General features: G+C 66.9%; 21 protein-coding genes. 8 read left to right on the top strand and 13 right to left on the bottom strand.

The genetic code is table 11. From position 1 onward, the window contains the following. Window positions 1–254: 254 nt before the first annotated feature. Entirely contained in the window at window positions 255–1,106 is an 852-nt protein-coding gene (locus WS96_RS18665; RefSeq protein WP_059834435.1) for an alpha/beta fold hydrolase, read from the top strand. 262 nt (window positions 1,107–1,368) lie between these two features. Continuing rightward, window positions 1,369–2,304 (top strand): helix-turn-helix transcriptional regulator, encoded by a 936-nt coding sequence (locus WS96_RS18660; RefSeq protein ID WP_179949955.1) that lies wholly within the window; start codon window positions 1,369–1,371, stop codon window positions 2,302–2,304. Here WS96_RS18660 and WS96_RS18655 read toward each other — a convergent pair. The 9 genes from WS96_RS18655 to WS96_RS18615 all read right to left on the bottom strand — a co-directional run bounded on the left by WS96_RS18655 (window position 2,267) and on the right by WS96_RS18615 (window position 15,307). Next, window positions 2,267–3,787, bottom strand: a complete 1,521-nt coding sequence (locus WS96_RS18655) for a hypothetical protein (protein ID WP_059834432.1) — start codon at window positions 3,785–3,787, stop codon at window positions 2,267–2,269. The two genes, WS96_RS18660 and WS96_RS18655, sit on opposite strands and share 38 nt — an antisense overlap. A 16-nt stretch (window positions 3,788–3,803) precedes the next feature. After that, window positions 3,804–5,093, bottom strand: a complete 1,290-nt coding sequence (locus tag WS96_RS18650; RefSeq protein ID WP_257128018.1) for a DUF6765 family protein — start codon at window positions 5,091–5,093, stop codon at window positions 3,804–3,806. Window positions 5,094–5,137: 44 nt separating this feature from the next. After that, window positions 5,138–6,772 (bottom strand): LVIVD repeat-containing protein, encoded by a 1,635-nt coding sequence (locus WS96_RS18645; RefSeq protein ID WP_059834428.1) that lies wholly within the window; start codon window positions 6,770–6,772, stop codon window positions 5,138–5,140. Between the two features lie 46 nt (window positions 6,773–6,818). Then, window positions 6,819–7,040 carry a hypothetical protein gene (locus tag WS96_RS34540; RefSeq protein ID WP_257128017.1) on the bottom strand — a complete coding sequence of 74 codons (222 nt, stop codon included), beginning with the start codon at window positions 7,038–7,040 and terminating at the stop codon, window positions 6,819–6,821. A 702-nt stretch (window positions 7,041–7,742) separates the two neighbouring features. Continuing rightward, complete coding sequence (locus WS96_RS18635; RefSeq protein WP_059834424.1) at window positions 7,743–8,156, bottom strand: hypothetical protein; 414 nt, start codon at window positions 8,154–8,156, stop codon at window positions 7,743–7,745. A 263-nt stretch (window positions 8,157–8,419) separates the two neighbouring features. Continuing rightward, entirely contained in the window at window positions 8,420–9,955 is a 1,536-nt protein-coding gene (gene opcM, locus WS96_RS18630; RefSeq protein WP_059834550.1) for a multidrug efflux transporter outer membrane subunit OpcM, read from the bottom strand. A 10-nt stretch (window positions 9,956–9,965) separates the two neighbouring features. Continuing rightward, window positions 9,966–13,151, bottom strand: coding sequence for a multidrug efflux RND transporter permease subunit CeoB (gene ceoB, locus WS96_RS18625; RefSeq protein ID WP_034206053.1), 3,186 nt, complete (start codon window positions 13,149–13,151; stop codon window positions 9,966–9,968). 46 nt (window positions 13,152–13,197) lie between these two features. Then, window positions 13,198–14,415, bottom strand: coding sequence for a multidrug efflux RND transporter periplasmic adaptor subunit CeoA (ceoA, locus tag WS96_RS18620; protein WP_034206052.1), 1,218 nt, complete (start codon window positions 14,413–14,415; stop codon window positions 13,198–13,200). A 31-nt stretch (window positions 14,416–14,446) separates the two neighbouring features. After that, window positions 14,447–15,307, bottom strand: coding sequence for an alpha/beta hydrolase (locus tag WS96_RS18615; RefSeq protein WP_034206051.1), 861 nt, complete (start codon window positions 15,305–15,307; stop codon window positions 14,447–14,449). Between the two features lie 173 nt (window positions 15,308–15,480). On the opposite strand from WS96_RS18615, the gene ceoR reads away from it, so the two are divergent. Both ceoR and WS96_RS18605 read left to right on the top strand, forming a co-directional pair. Then, the gene (gene ceoR, locus WS96_RS18610) at window positions 15,481–16,485 is read left to right on the top strand and encodes a putative multidrug efflux transcriptional regulator CeoR (RefSeq protein WP_034206050.1); all 1,005 of its coding nucleotides are present in this window, start codon (window positions 15,481–15,483) and stop codon (window positions 16,483–16,485) included. Window positions 16,486–16,891: 406 nt separating this feature from the next. Next, on the top strand, window positions 16,892–17,185 hold the full coding sequence (locus WS96_RS18605) for a DUF4148 domain-containing protein (RefSeq protein WP_059834422.1): 294 nt from the start codon (window positions 16,892–16,894) through the stop codon (window positions 17,183–17,185). 213 nt (window positions 17,186–17,398) lie between these two features. On the opposite strand, the gene WS96_RS18600 is transcribed toward WS96_RS18605, so the two are convergent. The 3 genes from WS96_RS18600 to selD form a co-directional block, all read right to left on the bottom strand. Beyond that, a complete protein-coding gene (locus WS96_RS18600; RefSeq protein ID WP_059499394.1) occupies window positions 17,399–18,478 on the bottom strand; it encodes a purine-nucleoside phosphorylase in 1,080 nt (359 codons plus the stop codon). 230 nt (window positions 18,479–18,708) lie between these two features. Continuing rightward, window positions 18,709–19,302 carry a LysE family translocator gene (locus tag WS96_RS18595; RefSeq protein ID WP_059834419.1) on the bottom strand — a complete coding sequence of 198 codons (594 nt, stop codon included), beginning with the start codon at window positions 19,300–19,302 and terminating at the stop codon, window positions 18,709–18,711. A 70-nt stretch (window positions 19,303–19,372) separates the two neighbouring features. Next, window positions 19,373–20,437, bottom strand: a complete 1,065-nt coding sequence (gene selD / locus WS96_RS18590) for a selenide, water dikinase SelD (RefSeq protein ID WP_082720298.1) — start codon at window positions 20,435–20,437, stop codon at window positions 19,373–19,375. Between the two features lie 128 nt (window positions 20,438–20,565). Between selD and WS96_RS18585 the strand changes: the two genes are divergently transcribed. Continuing rightward, window positions 20,566–21,402, top strand: a complete 837-nt coding sequence (locus WS96_RS18585; protein WP_059834415.1) for a DMT family transporter — start codon at window positions 20,566–20,568, stop codon at window positions 21,400–21,402. A gap of 36 nt (window positions 21,403–21,438) precedes the next feature. Here the strand turns inward: WS96_RS18585 and WS96_RS18580 are convergent, their stop codons facing one another. Continuing rightward, window positions 21,439–22,542 (bottom strand): porin, encoded by a 1,104-nt coding sequence (locus WS96_RS18580; protein WP_059834413.1) that lies wholly within the window; start codon window positions 22,540–22,542, stop codon window positions 21,439–21,441. 348 nt (window positions 22,543–22,890) lie between these two features. Here WS96_RS18580 and WS96_RS18575 point away from each other — a divergent pair, with 348 nt between their 5' ends. From WS96_RS18575 to WS96_RS18565, 3 genes are read left to right on the top strand one after another with little or no spacing between them, the layout of a single operon-like run. Beyond that, window positions 22,891–23,790 carry an N-formylglutamate amidohydrolase gene (locus tag WS96_RS18575; protein ID WP_059834411.1) on the top strand — a complete coding sequence of 300 codons (900 nt, stop codon included), beginning with the start codon at window positions 22,891–22,893 and terminating at the stop codon, window positions 23,788–23,790. Beyond that, a complete protein-coding gene (locus tag WS96_RS18570; protein WP_059834409.1) occupies window positions 23,787–24,560 on the top strand; it encodes an IclR family transcriptional regulator in 774 nt (257 codons plus the stop codon). The genes WS96_RS18575 and WS96_RS18570 overlap by 4 nt, the downstream gene beginning before the upstream one ends. 29 nt (window positions 24,561–24,589) lie before the next feature. After that, window positions 24,590–26,083, top strand: a complete 1,494-nt coding sequence (locus WS96_RS18565; protein WP_059834407.1) for a YfcC family protein — start codon at window positions 24,590–24,592, stop codon at window positions 26,081–26,083. Window positions 26,084–26,093: the final 10 nt, after the last annotated feature.

Below are 26,093 nucleotides of genomic sequence, written 5' to 3'. Positions count from 1 at the left end.
AGCCTCGCCCGACCAAGCGTCACTGCCACACTGACACCGTTACCGATAGGCATCCAACCGGATGCCTTCGCATATAGAGTCTGAACATCGGACCCCAATACCGCAAGCAGATCGTTCTGCCCTCTCACTCCGACAAGGCTCCCCGCCCGAGTCATCAATAAAATTGATCGTCACGATGAAAATTATGCGTTTTCCTTGCAGCTCGCCGTGATGCATAGTTGCGTCGTGTTGACGCACCTTTGAGTCTTTCAGTCATGAACATGCGAATCGAGCCGTCCGTGCTCGCGAACCCCGACCTGCAATTTGCGACGCTGTCGTCAGGCATCAGCCTGCCGTATGTCGAGCGGGGCAGCGGCGCGCCGATGGTGTTCGTGCACGGCTCGCTGTGCGACTACCGTTACTGGGATCCGCAGCTCGCGTCGCTGTCGGCACACTACCGCTGCATCGCGCCGAGCCTGAGCCACTACTGGCCGGCCGTCGAAGCGGGCATCCAGGACGAGTTCAGCTGGCAGAACCACGTCGACGAGCTCGCCGAATTCATCGACGCGCTCGATCTCGGCCCCGTGCACCTGGTCGGTCATTCGCGCGGCGGCAGCGTCGCGTTCAACGTCGCGCGCCAGCATCCGCACCTCGTCGAGTCGCTGACGCTCGCCGATCCGGGCGGCCCGCTGCAACAGCCGGGCGTGCGCGAAGCCGCATTGCCCGCCGCCGCGATCGCGCTGCGCACGAAAGCCGTGAACCTGATCGAGCAAGGCGACGTCGAAGCCGGCCTCGAGATGTTCGTCGATTCCGTGAGCCTGCCCGGTGCATGGAAGAAGAGCACGTCGCGCTTTCGCACGATGGCGATCGACAACGCGAGCACGCTGCCGAAGCAACTGCGCGATCCGCTGCCCGCGTATTCGGCCGAAACCGCAGGCGATATCGCCTGCCGCACGCTGCTGATCGACGGCCAGCGCAGCCCGAAGATGTTCCGCCACAACGTCGACACGCTGTCGCAGTGGATCGGCAATGCACAACGGCAGACCGTCGCCGGCGCATCGCACGGAATGAACGCGGCAAGCCCCGCCGTGTTCAACCGTTACGTGCACGAGTTCGTCGCCGCGTAACGTCGCGGGCGGCAGGCGCACCGCCCGTTTTTCCCAATGTCGCCGCACTGCCTGCGACCGAACCGAAACGACGTGCGCCGCCCGCATCGAATCGTTTCGCACCCCTCGGCGTCATGCCACCGATGCCGCCCCGGCGCACTTACGCGGCCAGGTAAGAATCGAGTAAGCATCGCGGCCTACAGTGGGTTCGCTTGCGCGATGCCGTCGCGGCATCGAATCGCATTTCGGGACCCGCTCGCCAGATCAGACGAAAGGAGAACGCGTGATCAGCCGGCCAGCCATGAGGGACGTCTGCGCGATTGGGCCGAACGGAAGCCGCGTCAGTTGGCATCCGCCGCACAAGTGGAGAAGGCAGCCCGTCGCGCCGTCGTTCGCCGCGGTCTCGATCGAGCACTACATCGCCAGCGCCACGGAAATCGTCGATCTGGAGACGACCGGCCCGATCCTGGGCATGTACCTGCAGGCGCCGACGACGCTCGAGCTGCGCACGAACACCGGCCGGTGGGCGCCCGCCCGCGTCCGCGGGCCGCTGGCCTATGTTCCGCCCGGCTTCTCGTTTTCCGGCCGATGGTTCGATGAAATCGAGTGGATCAGCGTCCACTTCGAACCCTCGTGGCTGTCGCGAACGGGGCTGCAAAGCGACGGCTGGTTTGCGTCGGGCGCGCTCCGGATGGACGTGATCGACGACCTCCTCGCGCAGATCGTCCGCAGCCTCCATGAAGACGCCGTCGCGGGGATGCCGCAAGGTCCGACCTATGCGGAAGCGCTCGGGTCCGCCGCGCTGCATCGCATGTTGCACCTGGAGTCGCGGCCGCAGGCGAAGCAATATGCGCATGCGGGCATGATGCGCAAGGCCGGCGAGTACATCAGGGATCATTTCCGCGGCCCGCTGACGCTGATGATGGTGGCCGAGGCCGTCGGCTACCCGGGCGATCTCTATTCGTTCATCCGGAGTTTCAGAAAAGCCCACGGACTGACGCCGCACCAGTACATCATCGAGAACCGCCTTCAAGCCGCCCGCCGCCTGATCGAGCGCGGCGCATGCGACGTGACGGAAGCCGCGCTCGACTGCGGCTTCTCGTCGGCCAGCCACTTTTCGGCGACATTCCGCAAGCGGTGGGGCGTGTCGCCATCCGCGCTCAAGCCGCGTGCCGCGACCGCTACGCCAGCGGAAGCGAGAGAATCCACAGGCCGCTGATCGTCAATGCGATCGTCAGCACCAGCAGCGGCAACTGGCCGAGGGTCGCCCTTCCGGCCGGATTGCCGCGCCGGACGGCAATCGCATGCGTGAGCATCACGCTCACGATGTGCCCGGCGAGAATCAGGAGCACCTGCGCATGCCAGACGTATCCGACGTCGATGAGCGCCTGGGCCGCCGACACCTGATCGGCCACGGCCGCCACCGGCCACAGATTCCACCCGAGTCCGAGCGGATCGGACGCCAGCCGGACGATCTGCCGCCCCTGATCCCAGAACAGCGTGAAGTAATGGCAGACGTTGTAGAAGAACGCGATCGGCAGCAGTAGCAGACAGAACTGCCGCGAGAACGACGCCCCGCCCGACGACGACCGCGAACTAATCGCGCCCAGCGTGCAGCAGCCGCGGAATACCAGGTAGTACGCGATGCCGACGATCGCGAACGCCAGCCATTGCCATGTCAGCAGGATTTCCGCTGAAAAAGCGTAGTCACGGCCCAGCGACGGAAACAGATCGACGACGTGCGGATAGATGCTGCGCCAGAAGAACGCGTGCCATGTAGCCGTATCGCGCAAGCCGTCGTAGGCCGTCGACGACAGCATGAATGACAGCAAGGCGACGACGCTGATATCCGCCGGCCCGCCGCGCGACATGTCCGCAATCGGGTTTCTCGATTCCACGATCACGTGACGGCGCGCTGTCCAACGCCATTTCAGCGGCGACAACTTCGCGCATAGCCGGCACAGCACGCCGAACGTATCGCCGTGGGCGAGCCAGCGCTCGCGCCCGAAGCAGAACGCGCCGATCAGCGCATAGGCGACATACGCGACGAGGAACAGACCGACGTCTCGGGGGCGCCCCGCACCGAACAGTTCCAGCGCGATGAGCGCGATGTAGCCGCCCAACGCGGGCCACGAGGCAAGATGTGGCGGATAACGATAGCGCCCGCGTTCCAGGATCGGGAAACAGCGTGCGGCGATTCGCAACAGCAGCGCAAGCGGATTGGTGAACGCATAAACGTCGCCCAGTATTGCGCTGACATACAAAGCGCCCAGATAGAACCAGATCCAGAATCCCGACATCGCCAGGTTCAGGAACGGATTCGCGGTTCCCGCGAGGCCGGCAACGATCAGGAATGCGACGAATGCCGCACTCGCGAGTTGCCCTGCGTTCACGAGAAAAATCGGAATTCGCAGCGCCTTCGTCCACGGTCCGGATCGCCTTCCCGGCTCGGGCACGCGCGTGCCCGACGCAAACGCCAGGATCATGAAGGACGCCAACAGCGTGCCCGTTGCGGCATAGGCATACAGCCACAACGGCACCGGAAGGTAGTACGGGATATTCCACGCGTGAGCGCTCGCGCCGGTTGGCATGCACAGCCCAATCCATGCGAGCCCGGAGAGCAGCCATCCATTCTTGCGCAATGCCGAGCCTTCGACGTGGTCGCTCGCACGCGCCGATCGATGCACGATATCGTCACGCATTTCGACCTCTTCCCGATCAGTAGTCAACGGACGAGATCCAACCCGTCACCTTCCAGCCGGCCCCATTGCGCTTCTCCGACACGATCCCCACGGTGTCGTACGGCGCGTCGAGCAATTTGACGAGTGCAACGGCGCGCGGGTTGCCGGCGCTCGAGCGCGGTAGCGCGAACACGAGGAAAGGCAGGACGGGGGACGGTTTCTCGCCTTCGACGATCAACGGCAGTACGGCGTCGTTCAGTGACCTGAACACCTCGAACGAGGCGCGATCGTGCGCAGGTGCGCGCGAATGCGTCGTCGAATGCGGCAGCCCTTCGACAGCCAGATAAGCGCCGTGATCCCTCAGTCTCCATTCGACGAGCGCGTCGACCAGTGCATCGTCGGGCTTCTGCCCGCGCTCGGCCGAAATCGCGGGCAGCCAGCGCTTGTCGACCGGCGACGTCGTGACCCAGTCGATGAAAAAGCGCGTGTAGAAATCGACGACGTCCTTGTCAACGCCGGCCTGCGTCACCGACGGCAGCGGCACGGGCAGGTCGCGCCGCCCGTGCCATCGGACGGCCTTCCACGCCGGCCCGTCGGGCAGGCTGATACCGTCGAGAAACGACGTATCCGCGATACCGTTCGCGACGAACCAGTCCGACTTCGCGCGCTTCGTTCGCGCGGCGACGAAGCCGGGAAGCCGTTGCCGGACCTGATCCCAGGGCGCCGCCTTCCGCGCCGCTCCATCTATATTCGGATACCTGATCATCTGGAGATACGTCGCCTGCGCCATCGCCTCCGCATCGGCGGGCCGACGCCAGGTCAGATCCACCGCGTGGCTCGACGGTGTGCGTTGATCGAGCGGCGGCGCCATCGCCAGGCCGGCATCGCATGCAATGCCGTCGCGGCTCCAGTCCGGAACGGACGGCACCCCGCGATGCGCCCACGAATCCTGCCAGCCATGGAGCGCGCGACCGAATTCGCCGAGCATGAACGCGGCCTTGCCGCCGCCGGCCTTGCCGAGCACCGCGTCGACAGGCGCCAGCGCGGCCGTCCCGCCGGGCGCGACCACTCTTGCCCGCGCATCGGCCGGCACGCTGCGCGCGCCCGGATAGTGCCGAGCCTGCGCATCGACGGCATCGGGGACAAAGCGCGACAAGCACGCGTACTGCAGCGGCGACGTCATGTATTCGATCGATCCTGCGTCGATGCGTTGATCCGCGAGCGCAACGGCCTCGGCGTCGCGCGGCGCGAAGCCGGCCTGCCGGGCGAGCCACAGCGTGAGGCCGAAGTGCACGTCGGCCTCGAAACCGGCACACGTCAGCGGCATCGCGCATGCAATCGCGCAAACCAGCAAGCCACGGCGACAGCGCATCAATTGCCGATCTCCGTTGCCTTCGTGCTTTCAGGGAACGGCCAACTGCCGTTCTCGAACGACAGCACGAGCATGCCGTTGTCCTGGCATGCGGTGGTCAGGAGATGGCGGTCGAAATCGAAATCCAGACGCGACGCGCACCAGTCCGGCCCGCCCGCGCGGTGCTGGCCGAACATCAGATGCGCCGAGCCCGCGCCGGGCGACTTCACGGAAGCCGGGTTGTAATACGCGATCTCCTTCGGCTTCGACGGATCGCGAATGTCGAAAACGCGAATGCCGGAGTTGAAGTAACTGCACGCGAGCGCGGTCGCATTCTGCCGATTGTCGACGCTGCAGTAGTGCGCGCCGTACGTGAATGTGGTCAGGCCGGCGATATCGGGCATGACCTTGCTGCAGTTCGCGATCGCGTGCGTTTCGAGCCGGAGCTCCGACACCAGTCGCGGCACGGCTTCGTTGGACATGTCGTAGATGTGCCCCATCGGGAACGGCGCCACGCCGGCATTGCACGCGGCCTTGACGGCCGTTGCGCCCGGATCCTGGATCCCGCCGCCCCCGCCCTCGTCGACTTCGATCAGATACGGCTTGCCCGCCACGGCGAACGAGATCGTATGTTGCGCGATGCTGCCGTTCCGCACCGGCACGGTCGCGATCCGGTGCATCTGCGCATTGGGACGCCGGCTCTGCACTTCGCTGGTATCGACGACGAAAAAGCCGTTGTCGCCGGTCGCGTTTGCGTCGTTCAGCGGCGGCGCGCTCATGCCGACGGCCGCGCCGCCGTTCCCCGACGCGACGAAGTACGCCCGCGTTCCGTCCTGGCTCACCGACAGGCCGTGCGAGAAGCTGCCCATGCCCAGATCCGACAGGCTGATCGCGGCAATCATCTTCGGCCGGGTCGGCACGGTCAGGTCGACCGCGTAGTAGCTTTTCGTGAAGGCGCCGCCGACGTAATAGGTCAGCCCGTCGGGCGAAAATCCGCCTTCGTGACCGAGCGACCGGGTGGCCGGGACGATGCCGCCGTCCTCGCCCGTGCCGACAGGCACGCTCGCCAGCAACTGCGGCCGTGTGCAATCCGAAGCAATGTCGTACAGGTCGATCTCCGGGCCGCCGCCGCCGCCCAGGCCGTTGTCGGCGGCGAGGATCCCGCGCGCGACGTTCACGCGCAGCGACTCCCACGGATCGATCATCGACGTGGACGTCAGCGAGCTCACCCGCACCGGCTGCGCCGGGTTGGTGATGTCGATCACCGGCACGCCCGGGTTCACGCGCGGCGGCGCATCGGGATTGTTGAACAGCGCGCTCGCGCCCATCGTCGCGTGATAAAAGCAGGTCTGGCCTTTCCTGTCGGTATACGTGGCGGCCGACCACGACGCGCCTTCGCCCTGAACCTGGCTGACGCGTTTCAGGTTGCAGTTGAAGCCGCCGAATCCGGCCTGTCGAAGCGCGGCCGGCACCTGCCCCTGCAGCGCGGTCTCGGGCGTATCGCCCGGGCTGCAGCTCGGCACGCGCGGCACGACATAGTCGGCCACGGACACGCCGGGCGTGGCCGCCGGCGTGTCGTCGGCCTCTCCGCCGCAGCCGGCCAGCACGAACATGCAGAGCGACAGCGCGAACGCTGCGCGAATCGGTGATTGCATCGTTGTCTCCTTCCGTCTCGTTTGTCGTGGTGAAAATGCGCTGCGGTCACGGCCCCGGATAGATTTCGATCACGGCGACCTCGATCGTGTCGCCTGTCCGGCTGTGGAAATGCAGCGAGAAACGCCCGGTGATGCCGACCGGGAGAATGTCCAGCGACTGCGCGCTGCCGGACGCGCATGCCGCCAACGCCCCCGGTATTTCGTGCGCCATCAGGACGCCGGTTTCCCGCGCATGCACGTCGATGTGCACCGGCACGCCTTCGCGCATCGCGATCACGGGCCGCGCCCACGGCGCCCTGTCGCGGTCAACGTCGACGGAGAAATGCCGTTGCTCAGGCGGCGCCGGCGATGCCCGCGACGCATGCCTCGCAACGCCATACGCCAGCAGCAGCGTCGCCGCGAGGGCGATCCATGCCGGCACCCGGCCGCGTGACGGCCGGCGGCCTGCCTCGATGCTCGTGCTTCGTTCCATCGGTACTCACGCCACGCGAGGTGGCTCCGTCAAACCGCCCGCCCATCGGGTGGATTCGATATCGATGGATGGTAGTGAGCGGTGCCGCGACGAGATATCGGCTTATTGCGGACTGTCGAAAAATTGCGTACCGAGTAACCCGAGTCGCTGCGACGAATGAAGCGCGGCGCCGATGTTGCTTCGGCCGGTGCAGGGACAGGAGCGGCACCCCGGCACGGCGGCCGGCCGGGAAATCTCGGCGCGGAAGGCAGCCGGCGGCCTGTCAGCGGCACTCGGGGCGCCGCCGCGCGGCAGACGAACGTGACATTGCTGCCCTGCCGCAGGCTGATCGTCATGCACTAGCGGTGCGCGTGGCGGGACGCCGCCGCACCGTCGAAAGGTATCGGGCGAAACTGACCGTTAGTTGCTAAATGCGGTGCAAAAAAGGTTCTTCGTGGACTTCCGTAGACGTCGCCTTCCGGCCCGGAACGGTCACTTATCGATACGTTGCTCGAAAAGTCAGCGGATAAGCTGTCCGGAGACGCGCGCCCACACCGCCCGAAGGCGTCGCGCGCGATCCTCGAAGAGATAGGAGGCCGCAAGCGCCAGGAGACCTGACATTGCCCCCGTCACGATGTGCTCGACATAGGGGATACGGTAACGACTCGTGTGCGAGTACGCGTCGCCCAACGTCGTCAGGACGCCAACCACCAGCGCATTGCCGTATCGATGTGCATAGAGTTTCCCCACCGGCGTGAAAGTCAGAAGCACAGCCAGGAGTCCGGTCAGCAGCCCCGTATGAAATGCGATGGTCCAGTGAGGAAGGCTCGTGATATTTCCCCAGCTCCCCGGCATGCAGGTCATGCACGCACTGGTCGGCTGCCAGAAACGCTGGACAAACAGTCTGACGCGGTGCTTCCACTCGGTTGACATGATGCGTTCCCATCGATGCCGTCGCCGCGGTCGGCGCCGCCGCACGTGTCGTTGAAGCGGCTTCCGAACGCGCTTTAACGAGCTTGCCGTCGTCGTCACAGAGGGGGCGGCCGTGCGCCGTGACGGCCGGGCATGATCCCGGCATCGGGAAATACTACTCCACGATTAGACTCGTAAAAAAACCCCGACACGCAGACCTGAGCCTGCATGCCGGGGGGTTTCGCGTCCCGGCCGGCGAGCGACGCACCGCCCGCCGTTCACACTCACCGCGCAGCCACATCCTCCTTGCCGGTCGCCGCGCCGCCGACCGCCGTCGGCGCCGCGCCCCACCCGCCGCCGAGCGCGCGGATGAGGTTGACGGTCGACACGGCCTGCGCACCGGTAAGCTGATTCGCCTGCAACTGCGACTGCAACACCGAGCGCTCGCTGTCGATCACGTCGAGATACGCGACCTCGCCTTCCTGATACTGCGTACGCGACAGCTTCGCCGCCCGGCGCGACGCGTTGACGGCCGCATCCTGCGCGCGGATCTGGTCGTCGAGCAGGCGCAGATCGGCGAGATTGTCCTCGACCTCGCGGAACGCGACGAGCACCTGCTGCCGGTAGTTCGCGACCTGCTCGTCGTACTGCGCGCGCGCCTGCTGCACGCCGGCCGCCCGCCGCCCGCCGTCGAATAGCGGCAACGTCAGCGCGGTGCCGGCGAACGGCCCGAGCAGGAACGTGCGGCTCGACCACAGGAACAGGTTGCCGAGCGTCGACGCCTCATAGCCGAACGATCCGGTGATATCGAGCTTCGGGAAGTACGCCGACTTCGCGAGCCCGATCCGCGCGTTCGCGGCCGCCATCGCGCGTTCGGCCGCCGCCACGTCCGGACGGCGTTCCAGCAGCGCGGACGGCAGGCCCGGCGGAATCTTCACCGCGACCGGCACGATCGGCGTTTCCTTGAACGCGAAATCCGCGGGCGCCTTGCCGAGCAGGATCGCGAGCGCATGCTCCGACGCCGCGCGCCGGCGCGCGACGCCGACCGCATCGGCCTGCGCGCTGGCCAGTTCGTTCTTCGCGCGCGACACGTCGAGCTCGCTGATGTCGCCTTCGTTGAAGCGGCGCTGCACGAGCTTCAATGCCTGTTCGCGCAACTCGACGGTGCGGCGGTACAGATCCTGGTCCGAGTCGAGCTGACGCAGCTCGAAGTAGTTCTGCGCGACGTCGGCCTGCAGCGCGAGCTGCACCGAGCGGAACAGCGCTTCGCTCTGCGCCTGGTCGGCACGCGACGCCTCGACGTTGCGGCCGACGCGGCCGAACAGGTCGGCTTCGTACGACACCGTGCCCTGCGCGCGCCACAGCGTCGCGTTGGTCGGGCCCGTGCCCTGCGGCTGGAACTGCGACGCCGACGACAGCCCCTCGCGCGTCGGCCCGAATCCGGCGCCGATCTGCGGGAACCATTGCGAGCGCGCCGAACGGGTCGCCGCACGCGCTTCCTCGACCCGCGCGGCCGCGGCCTTGAGATTCTGGTTCGCGGCGAGCGCCTGCGTCTCGAGCGAATCGAGCACCGGGTCGCCGAACACCCTCCACCATTCGCCGCGATGTTCGCCGTCCGACGGCTCGGCCGTCTTCCACGTGCCGGCCTGCTCGCCGGCGGCGAGGGTCGGCGCTTCCTTGAACGCGGCGGGCGCCGCCGCGTCCGGACGCTTGTAGTCTGGGCCGACCGCGCACGCGGCGAGCAGCGTCGCGAGCAGGGTGCTCGCGGCCGCCACCTTCGCGAAGCGCATCAGGCCGTTCGTATCGTGCATGTTGTTCATTTTCTGGTCCTCAAGCATCGGGCGCCGGCACACCGTACCCCGTCGAATCCTTGCCGGCGACGTGGATCTTGCCGCCCGCGAGCGTACGCAGCACGACATAGAACACCGGCGTCAGCATCAGCCCGAACAGCGTCACGCCGAGCATCCCGAAGAACACCGCGACACCCATCGCATGGCGCATTTCCGAACCGGCGCCCGTCGACGTGACGAGCGGCACCACGCCCATGATGAAGGCGATCGACGTCATCAGGATCGGGCGCAGCCGCAGCCGGCTCGCCTCGATCGCGGCCTCGAGCGGCGTCCTGCCGTCGTGCTCGAGCTCGCGCGCGAATTCGACGATCAGGATCGCGTTCTTCGCCGACAGCCCCACCAGCACCATCAGGCCGATCTGCGTGAAGATGTTGTTGTCGCCCTGCGTGAGCCACACGCCCGTCAGCGCCGACAGAATGCTCATCGGCACGATCAGGATCACCGCGAGCGGCAGCGTCAGGCTTTCATACAGCGCGGCGAGCACGAGGAACACGAGCAGCACGCTGATCGGGAACACGTACATCGCCGAATCGCCCGCGAGGATCTGCTGGTACGTGAGGTCGGTCCACTCGAAGCGCACGCCGCGCGGCAGCGTTTCGTGCGCGATGCGCTCGACCGCGGCCTGCGCCTGCCCCGACGAGAAGCCGGGCGCCGGGCCGCCGTTGATGTCGGCCGCCGTGTAGCCGTTGTAGCGCACGACCATTTCCGGGCCGAACGTCGGCGTCACCGTGACGAGCGACGACAGCGGCACCATCTCGCCCTTATCGTTGCGTGTCTTCAGTTGCAGGATGTCGTCCGCGCGCTGACGGAACGGCGCATCGGCCTGCACGCGCACCTGGTACACGCGCCCGAAGCGGTTGAAGTCGTTCACGTACAGCGAACCCAGATACACCTGCATCGTGTTGAACACGTCGGTCACCGGCACGCCGAGCTGCTTCGCCTTCACGCGATCGAGATCGACGTTGAGCTGCGGCACGTTGATCTGGTAGCTCGTGAACAACGGACCGAGTTCCGGCGCCTGCTGCGCGCGCTTGATGAAGTCGTTGGTCGCATCCGACAGCTTCGCGTAGCCGACCGCGCCGCGATCCTCGATCTGCATCTTGAACCCGCCGAGCGTACCGAGGCCGAGCACCGGCGGCGGCGGGAACACCGCGACGAACGAATCCTTGATCGCGCCGTATTTCTGGTTCAGCGCACCGGCGATCGCGCCGGCCGACAGCGCCTTGCCGTGCCGCTCCGAGAACGGCTTCAGCGTGACGAACACGATGCCCGCGCTCGAGCTGTTGGTGAAGCCGTTCACCGACAGCCCCGGGAACGCGACCGCGCTCTCGACGCCCGGCTGCTTCAGCGCGATCGAGCCCATGTCGCGGATCACCTTCTCGGTGCGGTCGAGCGACGCGCCGTTCGGCAGTTGCGCGAACGCGATCAGGTATTCCTTGTCCTGCGCGGGCACGAAGCCGCCCGGCACGACCTTCGACACGAGCACGGTCGCACCGACCAGTACGAGGTACACGCCGAGCATCAGCGTCTTGCGCGACAGCACGCCGCGCACGCCGCGGCCGTAGTTCTCCGCGCCGCGATGGAACACCTTGTTGAAACGGCGGAAGAAGCCGCCGAGCACGCGGTTCATCACGCGCGTGAGCCAGTCTTCCTTGTCGCCATGGCCCTTGAGCAGAATCGCGGACAGCGCCGGCGACAGCGTCAGCGAGTTGAACGCCGAGATCACCGTCGAGATCGCGATGGTCATCGCGAACTGCTTGTAGAACTGGCCGGTCAGGCCCGACATGAACGCGAGCGGCACGAACACGGCGACGAGCGTCAGCGCGATCGCGATGATCGGCCCGCTCACTTCCTGCATCGCCTTGTAGGTCGCCTGCCGCGCGGTCATCCCGTTTTCGATGTTGCGCTCGACGTTCTCGACGACGACGATCGCATCGTCGACCACGATCCCGATCGCGAGCACCATCCCGAACAGCGACAGCGCGTTGATCGAATACCCGAACGCCAGCAGCAGCGAGAACGTGCCGACGATCGACACCGGCACTGCGATCAGCGGAATGATCGACGCGCGCCACGTCTGCAGGAACACGATCACGACGATCACGACCAGCGCGATCGCTTCGAGCAGCGTGTGCACGACGGCCTTGATCGACGAACGCACGAACTGCGTCGGGTCGTAGACGATCTTGTAGTCGACGCCCGCCGGCATGTCCTGCTTCAGCTCGGCCATCGTCTTGCGCACTTCGTCGGAGATCTGCAGCGAGTTCGCGCCCGGCGACTGGTTGATCGCCATCGCGACGGCCGGCTTGTTGTCGAGCAGCGAGCGCAGCCCGTACTCGGACGCATCGAGCTCGATGCGCGCGATGTCGCGCAAGTGCGTGACGCCGCCGTCCGGCGTCGTCTTCACGACGATGTCGCCGAATTCCTCTTCCGTCTGCAGACGGCCGCGCGCGTTCACCGACAGCTGCAGCGGCGTGCCGGGCAGCGACGGCGATGCGCCGATCACGCCGGCCGCGACCTGCACGTTCTGCTCGCGGATCGCCTGCACGACGTCCTCGGCCGACAGCCCGCGCTGCGCGACCTTCTGCGGATCGAGCCACACGCGCATCGCGTAGTCGCCCGAACCCCACAGCTGCACCTGGCCGACGCCCTGGATCCGCGACAGGCGATCCTTCACGTTGATCAGCGCGTAGTTGCGCAGGTAGGTCATGTCGTAGCGGTTGTCCGGCGAGATCAGGTGGACCACCATCGTCAGCGTCGGCGAGCTCTTCACCGTGGTGATGCCGAGCCGCTGCACGTCTTCCGGCAGGCGCGGCAGCGCCTGGTTCACGCGGTTCTGCACGAGCTGCGTGGCCTTGTCCGGATCGGTGCCGAGCTTGAACGTGACGGTGATCGTCATGTTGCCGTCGCTGTTCGCCTGCGACTGCATGTAGAGCATGTCCTCGACGCCGTTGATCTGTTCTTCCAGCGGCGACGCGACCGTCTCGGCGATCACTTTCGGGTTCGCGCCAGGGTACTGCGCCTTCACGATCACGGAAGGCGGCACGACTTCCGGATATTCCGAAATCGGCAGCAGGAACATCGCGATCACCCCGCCCAGCAGGATGACCACCGATAGGACTCCTGCAAAGATCGGCCGGTCGATAAAGAATTTGGAAATGTTCATGTGTGGCTCTGTCTGGTTGAACGCGGATGCGAAGCGGGCGCGCCGCTTACGAATCCGCCTTCGCCGGTGCGGCCGGCTTCGCGGTGCTCGCGAGCGGCGCGGCCGGATCGTCGCCGCCCGTCATCGGCACCATGTGCGGCTTCACCTGCTCGCCCGGGCGCACGCGCTGCGTGCCGTTCACGATCACGCGATCGCCGGCGGCGAGACCGCTGACGATCACGCGCCGGTTGCCGTGCTGCATCCCCGGCTGCACTTCGCGATACGACACGCGGCCCTGCTGGTCGACGACGAACACGAACTTCTTGTCCTGGTCGGTGTTGATCGCCGCGTCGTCGACGAGCAGCGCCTCGTGCGGCGCGCTGCCGCCCACCTTCACGCGCGCATAGAGGCCGGGGACGAGCGTGCCGTCCGCGTTGTCGAAGCGTGCGCGCACGCGGATCGTGCCGGACGACGTGTCGAGCCGGTTGTCGACCGAATCGATCTCGCCGCTGCGCGAGTAGCCGGTTTCGTTGGCGAGGCCGAGCTCGACCGGCACCTTGCGGCCGCTGCGCGCGCCGTTGATGTATTGCAGGTAGGTCTGTTCGTCCGCGTCGAACGATGCGTAGATCGGCGATACCGACACCAGCGTCGTCAGCGGCGCGGCCGATGCGCCGGCCGACACGACGTTGCCGAGCGTGATTTCCGCGCGCGACACGCGGCCCGATACCGGCGCGGTGATGCGCGTATAGCCGAGGTTGATGCGTGCCGTTTCCAGCGCGGCTTCGGCGGCCTTCAGGTTCGCGCTCGCTTCGCGTGCCGCGTTCTGCTTTTCGTCGTAGTCGCGCTTCGCGATCGCGTTGTCGCCGATCAGCCGCTGCGCGCGCTGCCAGTCCGTCTGCGCGTAGCCGTTGCGTGCCTGCGCGGCCGCGAGCTGCGCGGCCGCGCGGTCGACTTCCGCCTGATACGGGCGCGGGTCGATCACGAACAGTACGTCGCCCTTCTTCACGAGCGCGCCGTCCTTGAAGTTCACCGCGACGATCGTGCCCGACACCTGCGGGCGCACGTCGACTTTCTCGACCGCTTCGAGACGGCCGGAGTAGCTTTGCCAGTCGGTCACGGTCTGCGGCACAACGGTCGCGACGTCGACTTCGGGCAGCGGTGCCGCCGCTTTTTCGGGTGCGTTCGCGTTGACGCGCATCGCGCCGAACGTGCCGAGGCCGACGACGGCGAGCGTGACGATCGCCGCGGTCGCGATTCGGGAACGGGTGGTGCGTAGGATGGCCATGTGGATCTCCGGTAAGCGTGGATTGGTCTGGTTATTCGGAACGGTTCGGCTGGCGCGCCTGGAAGCGGCACTGGAAGAAGCGCACGGCTTCCTCGAACGCGGCTTCGTGCGTGGCGAGCGCGGCGTGCGTGATGTCCGGATAGCGGATCACCTGCGTGAGCACGCCCGACGAAATCAGGCAGCCCGCATATTTCTCCGCTTCGACGTGCAGCACGTCGTTCTGCGCGGTGACGACGAGCGTCGGCGGCAGCCCCGCGAGGCGCACCGATTCGATCGGCGCCGCGTACGGGTGCATGCGTTGCGCCGCCTGCGGCAGGTACGCGCGATAGCAGGCCGCGCATTCGCGCGCGGTGATGTCGGACGCGAGGCGCTCGGCGTCGCCGATGCGCGTCATGCTCGGGTCGAGCATCGGCCCGAACAGCGCCTGCGCGACGATCGACACTTCGCCGCGGTCGCGTGCGATGAAGGCCAGGCAGTTCGCGAGCTGGCCGCCCGCGTCGTGCCCCGCGACCCCGATCTTCTTCGGGTTGCCGCCGAACGCGCGGGCGCGCGTCGCGGCCCAGACGGCCGCGCGATACGCATCCTCCGGCGCGGCCGGAAAAGGAAAGGCCGGCGCGAGCGAATAATCGACCGACACTACGAGAGCTGGTAAGCGTTCTGCTAAAAAACGCGCGGCGAAGTCCGCATCTTCGAGCGAACCGCGGACGAAGCCGCCGCCGTGGAAATAAAGCACTACTGGCAACCCGGTCTTGTCCGGGCGGCGGTAGAGGCGCAGCACGATGTCCTGTGCGTAGCCGGGAATTTCCACTTCGGCCACCGTCAGCGCCGCGCCCGCCATGGCTTGCGCGGGCAATGCGGCTTTCAGGAATTTGCTGAATTCAGAAGCGTCCATGACGATGCAGCATCCATTTCGAGATGGAACGAATTCTGGGTCCGGCAGACATTGGGATAAATGCCTATAATCCGGCAACACAATTCAACGCCCCCGAACAATCCGAGGCTGCGTTTACCCACGAGGTAGCGCAGCCTTGTCGTTCGCGGGCTCATTAGATTGCGGAGGTTGTGATGGACCGGCTTCAGGCCATGCAGGTGTTTACTCGCGTCGTCGATACAAGCAGCTTCACCAAGGCAGCAGAAACGCTCGGCTTGCCGCGGGCGTCCGTCACGACGATCATCCAGAATCTCGAAGCATTCCTCGGCGTGCGGCTGATGCACCGGACCACGCGCCGGCTCTCGCTCACGCCCGACGGCGCCGCCTACTACGAACGCTGCGTGCGGATCCTCGCGGATGTCGAGGAAACCGAAGCAAGCTTCCAGGCCAACAACCGGAAGCCGCACGGAAAGTTGCGTATCGACATGCCGGGCTCGATCGGGCGGCTGCTCGTGATTCCGTCGCTGTGCGAGTTTCATACGCGCTATCCGGACATCGACCTGCAACTCGGCCTGTCCGATCGGCCGGTCGACCTGCTGCAGGAAGGCGTCGACTGCGTGATCCGCGTCGGTGCGCTGCAGGATTCGTCGCTCGTCGCACGCCGCGTCGGCCTGTTCGAGTGCGTGACGGTCGGCTCGCCCGACTATCTCGAGCGCCACGGCGAACCGCAGACGATCGACGACCTGAGCCAGCACAAGGCCGTCAACTACTTCTCGAGCCGCACCGGCCGCACGATCGACTGGACGTTCCTGATCGAAGGCAAGGAAGTCGAGATGAAGATGGAGGGCATCGTGTCGGTGAACGACGCGGATGCGTACGTGACGTGCGGCGTCGAGGGCTTCGGCCTGATTCAGCCGCCGCTGTTCATGGTGCTGCCGCACCTGCGCGAAGGCCGGCTCAAGGAAGTCCTGCCCGGCGTCAAGCCGCTGCCGATGCCGATCTCGGTCGTGTATCCGCACAGCCGCCATCTGTCGCCGAAGGTGCGCGTGTTCGTCGACTGGATTGCCGAAGTGTTCGACCGGTGCCCGCTGCTGAGCGGCAAGGGCAGCCTCGACGCGACGTGCAGCAAGCGCACGTTCGAGGAAGCCGAGCGCGCGCCGGCGCTCGATACGCCGGTCATCAACGAGTGGGTCGCGTAATCGTCCGACCTCCACGCGCGGGCCGCGGCGCCCGCGCGCCATCCTGCCCGAGCGCGGCCCGGGCACGCCTTTCAAGCGCGGCGCCGCGATCCTTCCCGAATCCGCAGTAAGCCTTTGCGCGGCGCGCGGCAATCGGCCGCGTGCGTCGTTGCGCGTCGCCGCCGCACCTCCCTGCGAAGCCCGTGCCGCGGGACTCCCGGCCATTTCCGCATAACCCTGCCGGCGGTGCGGATGGCGATTGTTCCACTGACACGACAATTCAATTCGCGTCTGCTGCATTTATCGCGACGGAACGGCAACCTAGAGTAAACCCTGTCGCGCACCTCGTTGCGCATCGAACAGATCCCGCCCGCGGGACCGGAGTCAGCGCTCAGGCGCGCGCTCCGACATCTCCAGGAGTTACGCCATGAACCGCCGCCATCTTCTCTCGGCCCTTGCGCTCACGCTTGCCGTGTCCGCACCGGCCTTCGCCGATTCGGACACCTCGCACGCCGGCGACTCCGGCAACACGTCGTGGTCCGCGCAGCACAACGGCCCGCGTACGCGCGCCGAAGTGAGCGCGGAAGTCGAGCAGGCACGCAAGGACGGCACGCTCGCGTACCTGCGCAAGGCGACGTCGTATCCGCAAGGGCTCGAACTCGCGCAAGGCCCGTATCGCCCGACACCGGAAGGCAACCAGCTCGCCGGCGCGGGCCGGTAAACGCGTGACGCCGCGCAGCGGGTTGCCCGGTGCGCGGCGTCTCGAACGACGTTGTCGACGACTCGTCGAGTCAGTCAGTTAGTTGCAGGAGTACATGATGAACGACCCACTTCCTTCGCCGCTCGATCACTGGGACGACACCACGCCGGTGTGGACGCCGTTCCGTTCGGCCCCGCAATCGCATTGACCGCCGGCTGAATCGTCGTCCGGCCGTCAACGGCGCGGCACCCCGTCGCGCCATTCGCCCCAGTGCGTGACGATGTCCTGCACGAGCGGATTGCCCGCGCGGTACAGGTTTTCGGTCGCCGGGGCGAAACCGCCCTGGTCCGCGTAGTTCAGCAGGTTGTCGGCGCTCGTCTGCCCCGCGTACGGCCGATCGAAATCGGACCCGGTGCGCAGCACGGCCACGCGCGACAGGTCGACCCGCTTCACGCTCGCCGCGCGCTTGAGCGCTTCGTACGTCGCGTTGTCTTCCTGCGCGGTCATGCAGTAGGTGCCCTTGCCGTCCGTGAGGATCTTGGTCCACTGGCGTGCGCGCTCGCCGATCAGCGTGCCCGAGAACCACGTGTTGCCCGATGACGTGTCGCACTGGATCACAGTCGGCGGCCGGTTCGCCGGCGCATACGTGAACTTCGCACGCGCGGCCTGCGCCTGCGCGCTGTCTGCCAGCACGACGTTGCGCGACAGCGCGTAGGCGGCGTCGGTCAGTTGCGGGTTGAGCTGGAACACTTCGGTGCGATAGTCGAGCGGCGGCTTGTCGTTCGGGCTCTTCGTATTGATGCCGAGATAGCCGGTGTTCCAGCCGGCCGGGATCTCACGCGCATCGAGCTCCCACTGCAGGCTGAAATCGACGAGGTATTTCGACCACGCGGCCGATCCGACCGTGCCTTGCGCGGGGTCGACGCCCGCGATGCCCGAGACCAGGAAATACGTGCGGCGCAAATCGAAGCGTTGCGAGAACGTGAGCGCCATGATCGTGGCCGACGCGTTCGCATAGCCCATGCCGGTCGTGACCACGCACACGTCCTGCTTGTTGCAGTGGACGGCCGGATAGTCGGGCGACAGGCCGGGCACGGCGATGTCGCGCCACGGGCCGAGCCGGTCGAGCCACGCCTGGCCCTCCGGCCCGAACATCGTGATGATCATGACCTTGACCGGGCGGCCATGCGAGCCGGTCTCGGCGAATGCCGCGTTGCCGGCATCGTTGCCCTGGTTGTCCTGCGCGATCGACGGCGCGGTCGCACAGGCGGCAAGCGAGAATGCGGCGGCGGAAAGAATGGAGCGAGTCAGCATCGGCGTTCCTTGTTTCGGTGACGTTGGGTGAGAACGGCTGTCGGAGACTGCGCGACGAGTATAGAACGGGCGTACGCGATGCGGAACCCGACTACGAAACGGCCGGCAATGTTTCGTGCGAAAGGATGCGTGTTGCGTGACGGAAAATCGCGCGTTCGTCGCGGCGTCGAAAAACATCAGGAATGCTATCGGGTCGTCGCCGCGTGCGACGCCGGCCGCATTTCGCCGCGCTACACGCGTATCAACCCCGCGACGCCATAACCGAGCACGACGAGTGCGGCGACCACATGGCTCGCGGCGAGCCACGCCGGCGATTTCACGAAGCGCCCGATCGCGCTGCCGCCGAACGCGAACACGAGCTGCCCGGCGAGGCTGCCCGCAAACACGCACGCGGCGCCGAACAACCCGTGCCGATGCGCACCGGCGGCAGCCGTCGCATAGCCGTAGAACAACAGGATGGTCAGCGGGTTCGCGAGCGTGACGAAGAACATCGACATGAACGGGCGATCGCCCGGCGGCGGCGCTCCGTCGCCGTCGAGCGAGCGGCGCCGGTCGCGCAGCGCCTCCCACAGCATCCGCGCGCCCATCGCGAGCAACACGAGCGCACCGACCATACGGAACAGCGCCAGATGCGACGCAAGCGTGCCCGTGAGCATCGCACCGATGGTGAACGCGACGACCGCATAGCAGCCATCGGCGGCGGCTACCCCGATCGCCGCGCGCACGCCGGTCGCCGTGCCGGCGCGCATGCCGTAGTTCGCGATCATCAGCGCGACGGGCCCGACCGACAGCGCGATCGTCAGCCCGAACAGGAAGTCGCTCATCGGTCGTCGACGCTTTCAACGGAAGGCATCGATTCTATCGACCGACGGCATGCCAGCGGAAAAAGCCGCGTCACGCGACGTCGACGCGTGCGGGCCCGTCCGCCATCTCGCCGATCACCGCCGCGCGGTCGAAACCGTCGGCACGGAAGCACGCGAGCACGTCGTCGACCGCTTCCGGCGCGCATGCGACCAGCAGCCCACCCGACGTCTGCGGATCGGTCAGCAGCGCCTGCGCGACCGGCGGCAACCCGTCGGCGAGCCGCACATCGGCGCCGTACGCGGCCCAGTTGCGGCCCGACGCGCCGGTGAACACGCCGTCGGCAACGAACGTCTCGACGCCCGCGAGCCACGGCAGCGACGCATAGTGCACGCGCGCGGTGAGCTGCGCGCCGCGCGCCAGTTCGAGCGTATGGCCGAGCAGCCCGAAGCCCGTGACGTCGGTCAGCGCATGCACGCCCGGCAGCGCGGCAAGCTCCGCACCCGGCCGGTTCAGCTTGGTGGTCGTCGCGACCATTTGCGCGTAACCGTCGGCATCGAGCTGGTTCTTCTTCAACGCGGCCGACAACACGCCGACGCCGAGCGGCTTGCCGAGCACGAGCACGTCGCCCGCGCGCGCGGCCGCGTTGCGCTTCACGCGCGACGGATGCACGACGCCGATCGCCGCGAGCCCGTAGATCGGCTCGACCGAATCGATCGAATGGCCGCCCGCGACCGGAATGCCGGCATCCGCGCACACCGATTCGCCGCCGCGCAGCACGGCGGCGATCGTCTCGTGCGGCAGCACGTTGATCGGCATGCCGACCAGCGCAAGGGCGAGGATCGGCTTGCCGCCCATCGCGTAGACGTCGGACAGCGCATTGGTCGCCGCGATGCGGCCGAAGTCGAACGGATCGTCGACGATCGGCATGAAGAAATCGGTGGTCGCGACGATCGCCTGTTCGTCGTTGAGCCGGTAGACGGCCGCGTCGTCGGAGGTTTCGGTGCCGACCAGCAGGTCAGGGAACAGCGCGGGCGGCGTCGCGCGCTTGAGCAGCTCGGACAGCACGCCCGGCGCGATCTTGCAGCCGCAGCCGCCCCCGTGCGACAGGCTCGTGAGGCGCGGAACGGCAGGCTGGGCTTGAGTGGCTTCGGTCATCGTCGGCATCCGGTGAATACGGTGAATAACAACGCTCCATTATCGACAATTCCGCGCGAGCGCGCCCGATACCCACATAATGGACGGCCCTTGCCGGCTCCCGCCCTCGCTCGCTTCCTCATTGATCGATGGATCACGTCTTCGTCGCCCTCGTGCTGTGCTCGGCTCTGCTGCACGCGATCTGGAACGCGTTCCTCCACGTCAGCGAAGACCGGCTGGCGCAACTCGGCACGATGTCGCTGCCGTATCTCGCGTTCGGCGCCGCCGGCGCCGTGCTGCTGCCCGCGCCGGCGCCCGCCGCATGGCCGTACGTCGCCGCGTCCGCGGTGCTCGAGGTCGCGTACTGCTTCACGCTCGCGCGCGCCTACCGCAACGGCGAATTCGGGCAGATCTATCCGATCGCGCGCGGGATGTCGCCGCTGCTGGTGTCGGTGCTCGCGTTCGCCGTGCTGCACGAACGACCGACGCCGCTCGGCTTCGCGGGCATCGCGCTCGTGTCGCTCGGGATCATGTCGCTCGCGCTGCGGCGCGGCTTCAGGTTCGCCGGGGAAGGCGTGCCGTACGCGCTGCTCACGGGCGTGTTCATCGCCGCGTATTCGCTCTGCGACGGCATCGGCTCGCGCGTGTCCGGCAGCGCGCTCGGCTACATCGCATGGGTGTACCTGCTGTGGAGCGTGCCGCAGCTCGTGCTGGTCTGCGCGTGGCGCGGCGGCCCGCGCGCGGTGCTGGGCTCGCGCACCGCGCTCGTGCAGGGCGCGATCGCCGGCACGATCTCGCTCGCCGCGTACGGGATCGTGATCCTCGCGTACCGGCACCTGCCGGTCGCGACCGTGTCGGCGCTGCGCGAAACGAGCTCGATCTTCGCGGTCGCGATCGGCTGGTTCGCGATGCGCGAGCGGCCCGGCGCGCAGCGGCTCGCCGCGTGTGCGCTGGTCGTGGCGGGCGCGGCACTGATTCGCCTTTGAGCAGAACCGGCGCGCCCGCGGCGTCGCGCGCCAGCGTCAGAACTTGTGACGAATGCCCGTCACCGCCACGATCTGCGTGCGCGTGCTCGACGGATTCGCGATCCCTTCGATCGCGGCCACCGCGTTCGACGACGCGCGCTGGTAGAACGCATTCACGTAGACGTCGGTGCGCTTCGACAGGAAGTACTGCGCACCGACGCTCGTCTGCAGATAGTGCGAGCTCGGCTTCGGCCCCTGCGACGCGAGCACCTGCGTGTAGGTTTCGCCCAGCGCGAACTGCAGCGCGGGCGTCATCAAATAGCGCACGCTGCCCTCGTAGTTGTTGAAACGCATCGCTCCACCCGTCTGCAGGTTGAACAGCGAACTCGTGTACAGCAGCCCGAACGTCGCGGCGCCCCACGCATACGCGCCGCCCGCGCCCCAGATTTGCTGGCGCGTCACGCCCTTGATGAACGTGTAGTAGTTGTCGGATGCCGCCGCACCGCTCGTGTCGAGCGCCGGATGATCGACGCGCACATATGCCGCGCCGAGTTGCAGCGGCCCGTTTTCGTAGCTCGCGCCGAGGCTCCATACGCGGTTTTGCGCGAACGACGTCGAATTCGAGAAGCCGTACAGGCCCACCGCGCGCAGGCCGTACCAGGTGGGCGTCTGATATTGCACCGCGTTGTTGGTGCGGAACGTGTTGTTCAGGTCGTCGGTGTCGAACGGATGCAGCGCGTACTGCGTGAGCGCGGTGGTCGCGCCGATCTGCAGCGGTTCCAGGACTTCCTGCGCCGCGTTGTACTGGCGCCCCATCGTCAACGTGCCCCAGCGATCGTTTTCCAGCCCCACGTACGCGCGGCGCCCGAACAGCCGCCCGCCCTGGCTCGCGGCGCCGGTCTCGAGATTGAAGCCGTTCTCCAGCCGGAACACCGCGCGCGTGCCGCCGCCGAGATCCTCCTTGCCGAGCAGCCCCCAGCGCGTGCCCTGCTCGTTGCCGCCGGTCGCCTGCCACGCGGCATGCCCGTTCTGGTTGTTCGTGTACGTGATCCCCGCATCGACGACGCCATACAGCGTCACGCTCGACTGCGCATGCGCGAACGTAGCGCCTGCCGCCATTGCAACGCCCGCCAGCGCGATCGTCATCTCTTTCCGCTTCATCTCCGACCCCTTTATCGATTGAATATCGAGCATGATTCATCATGCTCGCGACTTGTTTTATTGAATAAAACATCGTCTTGTTAATTGTCGAATTTCGGAATTTGAAGCGTCAAGCCACGCCAAAAATCATCTACTGGCATCGGTATGGCGCCGTACGCCCTGCGTTTCGATCAACGAAACATCTCCAATAACCACGGGCATTACAGCCCGATTATGACGCGTAATCGCGACGCCGAAAAAAGCGCTTGACCGCAGTTTTCGGCCGTTGTGAAATATTGATACGCTGTTTTATTAAATAAAACATCCATGCAAAACGCTTGTGAAAAATAGGTAAAGAACCTGATCCCCATGCTGACGTTCAATTGCAACACCGCGGCGGCGGGCGAGTCCCCCGCGTATTGCGTCGCGCCGCCGACGGCGCCCGCGCTGCCGGTCGTCGTCGATTCGCCGCACAGCGGCATCGCGTATCCGCCCGACTTCTCCACCGTCGCGTCGGACGACGCGATCCGCACGACATGGGACGCGTACGTCGACGAGCTGTGGTCCGGCGCCCCTGCACGCGGCGCTACGCTGCTGCGGGCGACGTTTCCGCGTGCATACATCGATCCGAACCGCGCCGAAGCCGACATCGACGCGACGCTGCTCGCCGAATCCTGGCCCGAGCCGCTTGCGCCGCAGCCGTATACGCAGCGCGGGATGGGGCTGATCCGGCGCGACGCGCTGCCCGGCGTACCGCTGTATGACCGCAAGCTGTCGCTCGCGGAAGTGCGGCACCGGATCGATGCGTACTACCGGCCGTACCGCCGCGCGCTCGCGTGCATCGGCGAGCCGCTGCACGCCGCGCATCGCGCGCTGTGGCACATCGATTGCCACTCGATGAAATCGCGCGGCAACGCGATGAACGTCGACGCAGGCGCGTTGCGGCCGGACGTCGTGATCAGCGACCGGCGCGGCACGACCGCCGCCCCGGCCTTCACCGCGTGGACGGCGCAGTGGTTCGCCGGGGCCGGCTACCGCGTTCAGGTGAACGACCCATACCAGGGCGGCGACCTGCTGACCGCGCTCGCCGATCCGGCGCGGCAGCGCCACAGCATCCAGATCGAATTCAACCGCGCGCTGTACATGGACGAAGCGGCGTTCGCGAAACATGCGGGCTTCGCCGCGCTGAAGCGCTCGGTCGACGCGTACCTCGACGCGCTCGCCGGCTACGTTCGCGCGCGTCTTGCATCGCCGGGAGTCTCCGCATGACGACCTACATCGTCGACGCCGTCGACAGCGCGCTGAAGCTGCTGACCTACGTAGCCGAGCATCCGAACCTCGGCGTGACCGAGCTGGCATCGCAACTCGGCATCAACAAGTCGCGCACGTACCGGATGCTGTGCACGCTCGAGCTGCACCGCTTCGTCGTGCAGGACCCGCGCACGTCCACCTATGCGCTCGGCCCGCAGGCGTTCGTGATCGGCGTGGCCGCGTCGCAGCAGAACGCACTGGTGCGCGCCGCGCACCGGCACATGCTGGCGCTCAATCAGGCGATCAACGAAACCGTCGTGCTGCGCGTGCGCGAAGGGCTCGAATCGGTGTGCGTCGCGCGTTGCGAAACGACGCATGCGGTGCGCACCGTCGGCGCGGTCGGCAACCGCCGGCCGATCAATTTCGGCGCATCGGGCAAGGTGCTGCTCGCGTTCGCGCCCGACGCGGTACGCGACGAATATCTCGCGCAACAGCGCAGGAACGGGCACGCCGACGATCTGCCGCGGCTCGCCGGCGAACTCGATGCGGTCGCGCGCAAGGGCTACGCGGTGAGCAGCGGCGAGGTGACGCCCGGCGCGGTCGGGATCGCGGTACCGGTGCGCGACCTGACGGGCGCGACGGTCGCATCGGTCAGCGTGACGGGGCCGGAGGTGCGCGTGAGCCACGCCGACATTCCAGACTATCTCGAGCGTCTGCAGGCATGCAGCCACGCCATTTCCGCCGAGCTCGGCTACGTCCCGGCGCGCGCCGCGCTGCAACCGGCCTGACAGCCCGCTTCCTCACCGACGAGAATCCGATGTCCGCCTCCTCCCCGAACCCGGCCGGCGCGCACGGCGCCGCCACCGACGCACTCGCGGCCGACGATCCGGTCGCGCCCGCCGCTCATGCGCCACATCATCCGCACGGCAAGATGCTGCACCCCGTCGTGATGATGCTGTGGGTGCTGGCCGCCGCGATCGCGCTCACGTGGATCGTCGACTCCGGCCACTTCGCGCGCAACGGCCGGCTCGTGGTGCCGGGCACCTACCAGGTGGTGCCAAAGACGACCGCGCTCGCGACGCTCGTCGCGCCGGCCGTCAGCCACAGCACTTCCGCGCATGCGCTGCCGGCGAGTCTCGTGTCCGCGTTCGTCGCGGTGCCGGAAGGCCTGTTGAAAAATGCGCCGCTGATCGTGATGGTGATGTTCGTCGGCGGAATGTTCGGCGTGATGCGCCGCACGGGCGTCGTCGATGCCGGCATCGACCGGCTGCTGCAGCTCACCGGCAACAACGCGTACCTGCTGACGCCGATGCTAATGATCCTGATCGGGCTCGGCAGCACGCTGCTCGGCTTCATCTCCGAATACCTCGTGATCATTCCGATGGTCGTCGTGATCGCGCGGCGCCTCGGGCTGTCCGACCTGTTCGCGGTCGCGCTCGTCGCGATCGCCGCGAAGATCGGCTATATCGCGTCGGTCACGAACCCGCTCGCGCTGGCCGTCGCGCAGCCGCTCGTCGGCGTGCCGCTGTTCAGCGGCGTCGCGCTGCGCGCGGCCGTCTTCATCGTATTCCTGACGATCGGCATCCTGTACCTGCTGCGCTACGTGCGGAACACCGGTTACCGGGCCGGCCAAACCGCGTCGGGCGACGCCGCGCGCGCGACCGCGAAACTGTCGCTGCGGCACAAGGCCACGCTGGCCGTGTTCGCCGCGGCCGTCGCGATGCTGATCTACGGCACGCGCGAACTGAAATGGGGCAACGTCGAACTCGCGGCGTTCTACGCGGCCGTGAGCATCGCGACGACCGTCATCGGCCGGCTCGATTCGCGCAGCGCGGCCGATGCATTCGTCGACGGGATGAAGAACATGATGCTGGCCGCGCTGCTGATGGGGCTTGCCGCTTCCGTCGAACTGCTGCTGCAGAACAGTCTCGTACTCGACACGCTGATCCATTTCTTCACGCGGCTCGCGGACGGGCAGTCGCCGGTGTGGGTCGCGAACGGGCTGATGGGCGTGCAGATGGTGCTCGACGTGTTCATTCCATCGGTATCGGGCAAGGCCGCGGTCAGCATGCCGATCATCGGGCCGATCGCGCAGCTCTCCGGCGTGAGCGGCCAGACCTCGGTGCTCGCGTTCGTGCTCGGCGGCGGGCTGACGAACCTCGTCACGCCGACGTCCGGGATGCTGCTCGCGTATCTCGCGACCGCGCGCGTCGATTTCGGCGCGTGGATCCGCTTCGTGCTGCCGCTGTTCCTGACGCTGTTCGTGCTGTCGTGCGCCGTGCTGACGTTCGCGGTGTGGATCGGGTATTGAGCTTCGCGAT

This window comes from Burkholderia sp. MSMB1835, from assembly GCF_001526365.1.
Lineage (GTDB): Bacteria > Pseudomonadota > Gammaproteobacteria > Burkholderiales > Burkholderiaceae > Burkholderia.
Note: the sequence above shows the minus strand (reverse complement) of the source record. Positions and strands in the feature narration are given on the sequence as shown.

Excerpts from the sequence above, each read along its gene's own strand:
- WS96_RS18665 (WP_059834435.1), top strand. The coding sequence starts at position 255 with ATGAACATGCGAATCGAGCCGTCCGTGCTCGCGAACCCCGACCTGCAA.
- WS96_RS18655 (WP_059834432.1), bottom strand. The coding sequence starts at position 3,787 with ATGCGTGACGATATCGTGCATCGATCGGCGCGTGCGAGCGACCACGTC.
- WS96_RS18650 (WP_257128018.1), bottom strand. The coding sequence starts at position 5,093 with ATGCCGCTGACGTGTGCCGGTTTCGAGGCCGACGTGCACTTCGGCCTC.
- WS96_RS18645 (WP_059834428.1), bottom strand. The coding sequence starts at position 6,772 with ATGCAATCACCGATTCGCGCAGCGTTCGCGCTGTCGCTCTGCATGTTC.
- WS96_RS34540 (WP_257128017.1), bottom strand. The coding sequence starts at position 7,040 with ATGCGCGAAGGCGTGCCGGTGCACATCGACGTGCATGCGCGGGAAACC.
- WS96_RS18635 (WP_059834424.1), bottom strand. The coding sequence starts at position 8,156 with ATGTCAACCGAGTGGAAGCACCGCGTCAGACTGTTTGTCCAGCGTTTC.
- opcM (WP_059834550.1), bottom strand. The coding sequence starts at position 9,955 with ATGAACAACATGCACGATACGAACGGCCTGATGCGCTTCGCGAAGGTG.
- ceoB (WP_034206053.1), bottom strand. The coding sequence starts at position 13,151 with ATGAACATTTCCAAATTCTTTATCGACCGGCCGATCTTTGCAGGAGTC.
- ceoA (WP_034206052.1), bottom strand. The coding sequence starts at position 14,415 with ATGGCCATCCTACGCACCACCCGTTCCCGAATCGCGACCGCGGCGATC.
- WS96_RS18615 (WP_034206051.1), bottom strand. The coding sequence starts at position 15,307 with ATGGACGCTTCTGAATTCAGCAAATTCCTGAAAGCCGCATTGCCCGCG.
- ceoR (WP_034206050.1), top strand. The coding sequence starts at position 15,481 with ATGGACCGGCTTCAGGCCATGCAGGTGTTTACTCGCGTCGTCGATACA.
- WS96_RS18605 (WP_059834422.1), top strand. The coding sequence starts at position 16,892 with ATGAACCGCCGCCATCTTCTCTCGGCCCTTGCGCTCACGCTTGCCGTG.
- WS96_RS18600 (WP_059499394.1), bottom strand. The coding sequence starts at position 18,478 with ATGCTGACTCGCTCCATTCTTTCCGCCGCCGCATTCTCGCTTGCCGCC.
- WS96_RS18595 (WP_059834419.1), bottom strand. The coding sequence starts at position 19,302 with ATGAGCGACTTCCTGTTCGGGCTGACGATCGCGCTGTCGGTCGGGCCC.
- selD (WP_082720298.1), bottom strand. The coding sequence starts at position 20,437 with ATGACCGAAGCCACTCAAGCCCAGCCTGCCGTTCCGCGCCTCACGAGC.
- WS96_RS18585 (WP_059834415.1), top strand. The coding sequence starts at position 20,566 with ATGGATCACGTCTTCGTCGCCCTCGTGCTGTGCTCGGCTCTGCTGCAC.
- WS96_RS18580 (WP_059834413.1), bottom strand. The coding sequence starts at position 22,542 with ATGAAGCGGAAAGAGATGACGATCGCGCTGGCGGGCGTTGCAATGGCG.
- WS96_RS18575 (WP_059834411.1), top strand. The coding sequence starts at position 22,891 with ATGCTGACGTTCAATTGCAACACCGCGGCGGCGGGCGAGTCCCCCGCG.
- WS96_RS18570 (WP_059834409.1), top strand. The coding sequence starts at position 23,787 with ATGACGACCTACATCGTCGACGCCGTCGACAGCGCGCTGAAGCTGCTG.
- WS96_RS18565 (WP_059834407.1), top strand. The coding sequence starts at position 24,590 with ATGTCCGCCTCCTCCCCGAACCCGGCCGGCGCGCACGGCGCCGCCACC.